Here is a 7882-nt window from a genome sequence, read left to right as displayed (position 1 = left end):
CGCCGGAGCAGGCTCGTGGTGATCATTTGGATGTGCGCACTGACGTCTACTCGGCTGCGGCGATGCTGTACCACCTGCTCGCCGGCAGGCTGCCCTACCCCACCGACGGTGGGTTCCAGCAGTTCCGGCACAGACAGGCGGCCGCCGATCCGCCGCCGCCGGGGGCCGGGGTACCGGACGCGCTGGCGCGGCTGCTCCTGGGCGGGCTGGCCCGTGACCCCGACCGCAGGCCAGCAACTGCCGAACGTCTGGCCGAAGGCGTCGCGGCCGCGTCCAGGGCTTTCGGCCCCGGCTGGCTGGAACGGGCCGGTCTGCCGGTGCGTGACATCTCCCCGGCGGTCCGGGCGGCCCTGGCGTCGTCGGTGTCCGGGTCGGTGCGTCGCGACGAGTCCGCGCTGTCCACCCGGCTCGTGACGATCATTCCAGGCCGGCTGGACGAGCAGCCTTCACCGAGGATCGGCGACCTTGACTTTGCGTCCCTCGTGCCCGTACCCGAACTGGCCGGTCGGGGCTCAGGACGTGGACATCGCGCGGACCCGCCCGGGCTTCCCCCTCGCAGGCTGGTCGGGCTCGCCGCGGTCGCGGCCGCACTTGCTGTACTGGTTGCCGTGCTGTGGCCGTCGTCGCGGCCGGCGGTCGCCACCGATTCCGGCGCCACTGCCATCACGGTGGCCGGAGCCACGCCGCCGGCGGCCGCGCGGATCGACCTGGCCGAGCCGGTGGACATCCGCGGCACGGCGGTGGAGTCCGGGACGCTGAGGGTGAGCCTGAAACTGTCCGCGGCCGGCATCCCGCTGGGCACCGCGACCGGCGAGTCGGTGTCGGTATCCGCCGGGAAGCCCTGGCAGGTGCCGGTGACGGCTCCGCCGCTCACTCGCTGGCTGGCGGGAGGGGCCGTTGCGGGCCGGGTGACGCTCGACCGGCCGAACGGACGGACGAGCGTCCAGGATGTGACGATCGAGCCGCAGCAGACACCGCTGGCGAGCGCCATGGGTGCAGGCGGGGTGCTGGCGGCCCTGTTCGCGCTCGCCTACCTGGAATCGACCCGCCGACTGCTGCGCAACGGCGAGCACCCGCGGCCTGCGATGGTCGCGGCGGCTGCTCTGGGAGCCGTCTTCGGCCTCGGCGTCTGGCTGTCGGCGGCCACCTTGAGTCGCCATGTGCCGGTCGTTGCCGCGGGCGTGTGCTGCATCCTGCTCGGGGTGACCGCAGCCGTCGCAGCCGCTGTCGCGACCCGCCCACCAGCCTATAGATGATCTTTTGGGTGGTACCTTGGCTACCATCGTGACCTTGACAGGACAAGGTCTACATGGATGGCGCGATCGTAGTCATCGAAGGGTGGGGCCGTAACCCGTGAAGTCAGATGTCCGGTTCTGAACTCGCCCGACGCCTGTTCGTCCCGGAGGAACGGTGGGGCTGGGAGTACGTGGACCCCGGCGTGAACCCGCACCCTCTTCATGACCGGCCACCGGTGTGGCATGAGCCATCGCCACCGGATACCAAAAGTTACGAAGACGATCTCGCGAATCGCATGCGTAAGCTCCCCAGACTCATGATTTTCCCCATCCTAATATTTTTGTGGGGTCTGTCGATTTACGGCTTTAATGGGTGGCAGACGCTTGTCGTGGTCGCGGTGGCGTGGGCGGGGTTCTTGGTGGCCCGGATCGTGCGGCTCAAGCGGAAAATCGCCCAGGAAAAGGCTGGGTGGCAGGCTCGTCGGGACGCCGAGTGGGAAAGATACCAGTCGGCTACCGCCGGTTGGCGGGCGGCGGTGGAAAGCCACGAGGCTGCCGACGACGCCCGGCGGGAGGCCGCGCCGTTGTTCCACGCGCTCGCGCCTCGGCCGACCGCGAGCCGGATAGACGTCTTCGGTGGTACCCGGGACGGGTGGGCGAGCCTGCTGGCGACCGTCGGGTCCTCGGTCCTGTCGGCCGGCGGCGGCATCCTCCTGCTCGACTTCAGCGAGCGCGGGATCGGAGACGGCATCGCCCAGCTCGCCGCCGCGGCCGCCTGTCCGGTAAGCGGAGTCGATCTTCCTGGCGATATCGGCAGGCTTGGGCTTCTGCATGATGTTGATCCCGAGGATGCCGCGGAGCTCCTCGCGGATGCCGTTGACACCGCCCGCCGGGGTGGTGATGATCCGACCCTTCGGGTGCTTGACGCCGAGATACTCGCGACCGTTGCCACCCGGCTGGACCTGCCGCTTACGTTCACCCGCCTCGCTGCGGGCCTGCGAGTGCTGCAGGGTCGCGACCAGGCGGACGACCGCGATGTTCTGTCACCCGGGGAAGGGGCCGCCATCGCCAGCCGGATGGACGCGCTGGGCGGTGGCGAGCGGATCCACAATGAAATCCACTACCTGCGGGCGTGTCTGGAGCGGCTCGCCGGCCGGGACGAAACGGCGGCGGTCGCAGCGCCGCAGCCGTGGTGGCCGGTGCATGGGCTCCGGGTCATTGCGACGTCGACCAACGACGCCTCCACAGCCCGTAAGGAATTCGCCGACCTGGTGTTGTTCCACGTTGTCCTGCATCAGCTCCGGCGCCGTCGTGGCGATGCCTCCCGCGACCTCCTGGTAGTCGCGGGCGGGGACCGGATGGGACTACCGGCGCTGGAAAGTATGGCCAGATATGCGGCCAACGCCGGTATTCGCCTCGTCAACCTTTTCGAACATCTCGCGGACGGCACCGAGCGCCTCATCGGTGCTGGCGACAGCGCTACGCTCATCATGCAACTCGGAAACGCGAAGGAAGCTGAGACCGCCGCCGAGTTCATCGGCCGTGGGCACACCTTCGTCATCTCGCAGGTGACTCGGCAGGTCGGCAGCAGCCTCACCACTGGGACGTCAACCAGCGCGGGGGGGAGTGTCACCGTCTCCGAAACCGAGGGCAAAAGTGGTTCACGAGGGAAGGGCGGAAGACCGAACAGCTGGAACCGGTCGGTGACGGTCGCCCTGTCGGAGTTCTGGCAGAACACCGAGAGCTTGTCGACCACCGATTCCCGCCAGGACGGCGCAGTCATGCAGCGGGTCTACGAGTTCAGCGTCGAGCCCACACAGATCCAGCGTCTTCCACCGACCGCGTTCGTTCTGGTCGACTCATCGTTGGGTGATCGTCGAGCCGCCTTCGGTGACTGCAACCCCGGCATCATTCTCCTACCGAGGGTCGCATCCACCCCTCGCCAGGCCGTACCGCCGGCGCCGCAGCAACAAAGGGTGCCACCGACCATCGACGCGCACGTTGTTCCGCCGAGCCTGGCCGCGGGCGATGCCGCCGATCAGCCTGAGATGATCACTCTGACGAAACCGCGGGAGCCGGATGCCGGGTAGCGGTGTCGGTGTCGGTGTCGGTGTCGGTGTCGGTGTCGGTGTCTGCACGAGTATCGGTGCTTTTTCGACCGAACGCTGCTACAGTGACCAAAAACATACGGGTGAACTATAATGATCATGAACACGGGGGAAACCATGGATGTCGTTGTTGCTGACGGTGGTTCCGGCGCCGCCGCTGGATTCGGACTACTGCTCCTCATCGTTTTCGGCTCCGCATTTTATTTTATTCCGACAATTATCGCTGTGGTGCGCAAGCGGCAGGTCGCCTCCGTATTTATGATCAATCTTTTCCTCGGCTGGACGCTCGTGGGATGGGTCGTCGCCGTCGCCCTCGCCGTGAGCAGTGCTGGTGCCCCGGTGCAGGTGAACGTCAATACCGTCAATCAGGCCTCGCCGGGTGGGTACATCCCGCCGGGTGGGTACCCGCCGGCCGGATACCCGCCGCAGGGTGGCTGGCAGGACCCGAACGCATACCCGCCCGCGCAGCAGCAACAGCAGCTTCCCCAGGGCGGCTGGCAGACCCCGCAGGCAGGCTGGCAGCCGCAGCAGCAGCAGCCCTGGTCGACGGATCCCGGCGAGCAGAACTCCCCGCATCGAGGGGCATGATCGTGGCCTTCGGCCGTGCGACGAGAATTATGTTCGCACGGCCTTTGGCCTTGTACAGATCTCCTGGCCGGCTAGATTTCCCGGGAAAGCGGACCATAGGGGAACGTGTCCATGACTCCCCCTGGCGTGAACCCGTCCTCGTCTGAGGAAGGCGTGTCGACGGTGAACCCGTCCGGTCCGTACCGGGGTGGCGCGCTGTAGCCGCTGGCACGGTGCTCATCCAGGTATTGGGCGTGCTGGTCTGCATCTGGACCGTCGCCGGTATCTGGGGGGTCGACGTCCCGGTCGTCATGGTCGAGGTCCGGCTGGTCGTAGGCGTCCAGCAGGTCCGGGTCGACATCCTCGGGAAAGAGATTGACGTTGTCGATCTCGCCGTGCATCTTCGAGCCGTTGAGGACGACCGGGATCTCCAGATCGCCGACGACGTGCTCGACGTAGAACGCACGGTTGCCGATGAGCCACAATGCGAATCCGGGGTCGAGCCTCGGCAGCATGTCCGAGGCGACGTCGGTGAGGTCCAACGCCCGCTGGGTGTCCGGGATCTGATCGGATGCCTGCTTGTACAGGATGCGGATCGCCGTTTCGGCGAGCAGACCCTTGGCCACCTCGACTGAATCCGGCGATGCCGAGAGCAGGTCGGAGATCCGGTGCGCGACGATCGCGTTCGCACAGCCCCACTGGCGGGCGAGCTTCTGCTGTGCGGAGAGCCGTCGGACCAGGCCCGCGAAGCGCATCAGCCGCCAGCACTCGTCATAGACGACATAGCGCTGGACGCCGTCCTGGCGCATGAGTGCCGCTTCCATCCATGCCTGCGCGCATGTCATGATCAGAGCGATCATCTCGTCGGAACCCTGGACCCGCTCGAGGTTGAGGACGGCGATCGGCCGATCGAAGTCCAGCGGGGATGTGGTCGGGCCGTCGAAGAGTCCGCCGAGCGCGCCATGGGTGAGCCGGCGCAGCGTCAACGTCGCATCCCGGGAGGAGTCCCGCAGTTCGGTGGCGGTCACCGGCAGGCCCGAGCAGTCGGCATCCGTCGGGTTCGTCATCGCGTCCAGGACGTGCGGCAACAGCGGAACAGCCTGCCGTTCGGTGGACGCACCGGTGATCTGCCGGGTCACGACGTCGAGGGCGAGATCCACGGCGGTGTGCTCGGACGGGGTGAGCGGCACTCCCTTCGCGGTTTCGATCAGCGAGGAGAGCAGTGCCGAGCGGGCCCGCTTGAGCTCCCGCGCCCAGTCTGGGTCGGTCATCCCGGGCGGCCGGGGCGGGGCGTCCAACGGGTTGAGCCGGGTGGACAGCCCCGGGCCGATGTAGGTCGGTTCGCAGCCGAGCCGGCGCGCCAGCCGGGTGTACTCGCCTTTGGGATCACAGGGGACCGCCGCCTGGTAACCGAACGCGGCTCCTCGCGAGATCAAGGTCTTGAGCAGGGAGGACTTGCGCGAGCCGACCGAGCCGAACACCGCGAAGTTCGGGTTCTCGATGACCTGCTGGCGGTAGAGCTCGAACACGTCGAAGACGAAGGAGTCGCCCGACCAGACATGGCGCCCGATGTACATCCCGGGCGCGCTGAGGCCGGCGTCCACGACGAACGGGTAGATGCCGGCGATCTGCGCGGTCGTCTCCATGTGGGACGGCAGCCGTAGCTTGTGGAAGATCCGGCCGGCGTGCGGTCCGACCAGGCGCGGCGCTTGCTCGCCGCGGCGCAGCGCCGTCCGGGCTCGCCGGATCGCCGCGCGTTCGGCTCCGGCCGCGGCCCGCTCGGCCCGCGCCGCCTCACGTTCGCCCCGTTGCGACTCCCCCCGTTCCCGGCGGGCCGCCCGCTCCGTTCTGGCTCCCTGCGATCGGTCGACCGTCATGACACCCCCACAGCCAGCGGAAGCGCGGCAACGCTGAACCCCTGGTCCTGTTCGCCGACCAGCCGGACCATCTCCAGGCGGCTGCGCGACGCCAGGGTCTCGGCCTCGCCGCACGCCTCGGCAAGGCCGTCCAGGTCGTCCGCGGAGACGGTCACGAACCCGTGGAAGCGGAACGCGCCGAACCCCGCGATGAGCTCCTGCTCACGACGTTCCACCTCGGACGCCTCAGCCATGTCACGCTGAGTCGTCACCTTGCCGACCTTGTCCCGCATCTGCTGCTCCCCGAGGTGGGCCATCCGGCGGCGGTTGACGGTCTTCTCGGCCTTGCGGCCCGGCATCGGTTCGACGACGAGGGACACCGTCCGCCGGCAGGTCGTCTCCATGAGCAGCGGCGCGAGGAATGCCGCCGGGGACGGGACCCGCGGCCAACCGTTGATCCAGTATGTGGTGTGGAACCCGGAGTCGGTGCGGTAGTGATCCCAGGCGGCGACCGCACGAACCGGGCCGGCGATCGCCGGATCGATACCCGAGGGCAGGCCGGCGAGCCCACCGGCCCGGTCGGACGCGGCACCGCCGCGAGCGTCGATCATTTCGATCGAGTAGGGATCGTAGGTGGTGCGGATCACCGCGGCCAGGGCTCGCGGCGGCAGCCAGCCGACCGTGTTGATCGATGCCCTGGCCAGCGCCGCCTCCATCGTCCGCAGCTCGCCGAGCAGCACCGTGCAGGCCGCGTGGTCACCACCGCCGGCGCGTTGGATCGCCCGGCGCACGTCCCGGGTCCGCAGTTGGAAGGACAGGAAGGTCTCGTGGCGCCGTGCCACCGGGCCGGCGGCGTCGATGACCTCCTGGTACGCCTGCGCCGCCCAGGAGCTGTCATGGTTGCCCCGGACCCGCCAGTGCCGTTGCAGCTGGTCACCGGAGTCCGGCAGGGTGCGCTCCATCCACTGGATCCGGGACAGTCGACCGCCGCCGATGGTCAGCCCGGCCAGCAACTCGCCCCAGGCGTCCACTCTGGCCTGCTGGTCACCGGATTCCAGCAACGCGAACTGGCTGCCCTGCACCTGCAGGACGGCGGTGAACGTCCCTCGTCTGACGTCCTTCACGATCGCCACGTAACGGCTGTTGCCAACCGGTACCGACAGCATCACCAGGGATGACAACGGCCCTGGCAGTGCGGTCCTGGAGAGGTGGTCGGCGTCATCGCCGGTTCGGAACAAGGCCCCGCGGAACACCGTCTCGCCCATCACCTTCTGCATTGTGAAACCGACAAGAATCGGCACCCACTGATCGAGGTTACGGTCGTCGACACGGACGAACGCGATGAACCCCAGGGCGCCCGCCAGCGCGAGCCACCCAGGAGCCAGTATGACCGGAGACCGCAGCGCTCCGAGGATGCACAGCATCACCCCGACCATCAGCCCCAGCTGCGGCCAGCGCATGCCCAGCAGGATCCCGCCGCGTTCCAGCGGCCCGAAGCGGTAGCTACGTTCGGCGACCACGCCCGGCTCAGCTTCTTCCGGTACGGGTCGGGTGGATCGGCGGCGGCGGTGTGGTCACCTTGGGCGACATCACGGGCGGCCGTGACGGTATCGACGGCGACCCGGTCGATGCCGCAGCCCTTGGCGGCGCGGCTCGGGGAATCGCGGCTCGGGGAACGCGCGCGGAGGTGCCGCCGCGCGTCGCGGAACCACCACCCGTGGCCCGGGCGGCGGTCTGGGCCGGCTGGCCTCCGCTGGCTTGAGCACCGGCGGTCTGAGCACCGGCGGTCTGAGCACCGCTGGTCTGAGCACCGCTGGTCTGACGTGCACGAGCGGTCGGTGTGCCGACCCGAGTCGCCGGGCCGGTTGCGGACCCGCGGCGGCTGCCCGCCCTGGCCATACCACCGGCGCTGACCGGGGCGAGATCGCCGGTGACGGGCCGGCCCGCGTCCACCCCCGACCCGCTCCGTTGTCGGCTCTGCAGCCGACCGCCGATACCCCGGAAGGTCTCCCGCGACGACGAGCCGAGCAGCGCGCCCGCGCCGTGGCCGAACGTTGCCGCGCCGCGTTTACCCGCCGAGCCGATCGCCTGCATGATCTGAACGTCGGCCATCCCG

General features: G+C 68.8%; 5 protein-coding genes and 1 pseudogene. 3 read left to right on the top strand and 3 right to left on the bottom strand.

The genetic code is table 11. The features are described 5' to 3' along the window. From U9983_RS25455 to U9983_RS25445, 3 genes are all read left to right on the top strand, one after another. Window positions 1-1256 (top strand): hypothetical protein (locus U9983_RS25455; RefSeq protein WP_416211538.1); only part of this gene is annotated, 1256 nt, incomplete at its 5' end. 107 nt (window positions 1257-1363) lie between these two features. Next, window positions 1364-3325 (top strand): hypothetical protein, encoded by a 1962-nt coding sequence (locus tag U9983_RS25450; protein ID WP_322756437.1) that lies wholly within the window; start codon window positions 1364-1366, stop codon window positions 3323-3325. 135 nt (window positions 3326-3460) lie between these two features. Then, complete coding sequence (locus U9983_RS25445; protein WP_322756436.1) at window positions 3461-3931, top strand: superinfection immunity protein; 471 nt, start codon at window positions 3461-3463, stop codon at window positions 3929-3931. Between the two features lie 71 nt (window positions 3932-4002). Here the strand turns inward: U9983_RS25445 and U9983_RS25440 are convergent, their stop codons facing one another. The 3 genes and pseudogenes from U9983_RS25440 to U9983_RS25430 all read right to left on the bottom strand — a co-directional run. After that, window positions 4003-5787 (bottom strand): conjugal transfer protein TraC, encoded by a 1785-nt coding sequence (locus tag U9983_RS25440; protein WP_322756435.1) that lies wholly within the window; start codon window positions 5785-5787, stop codon window positions 4003-4005. Beyond that, a complete protein-coding gene (locus tag U9983_RS25435; protein ID WP_322749533.1) occupies window positions 5784-7286 on the bottom strand; it encodes an SCO6880 family protein in 1503 nt (500 codons plus the stop codon). Before U9983_RS25435 ends, U9983_RS25440 begins: the two co-directional genes overlap by 4 nt. A 7-nt stretch (window positions 7287-7293) precedes the next feature. Continuing rightward, a pseudogene (locus U9983_RS25430) lies at window positions 7294-7882 on the bottom strand (hypothetical protein); the annotation flags it as partial.

The sequence above is a fragment of the Protofrankia sp. Cas3 genome (assembly GCF_963555955.1).
In the GTDB taxonomy this organism is placed as follows: Bacteria; Actinomycetota; Actinomycetes; order Frankiales; family Frankiaceae; genus Protofrankia.
Note: the sequence above shows the minus strand (reverse complement) of the source record. Positions and strands in the feature narration are given on the sequence as shown.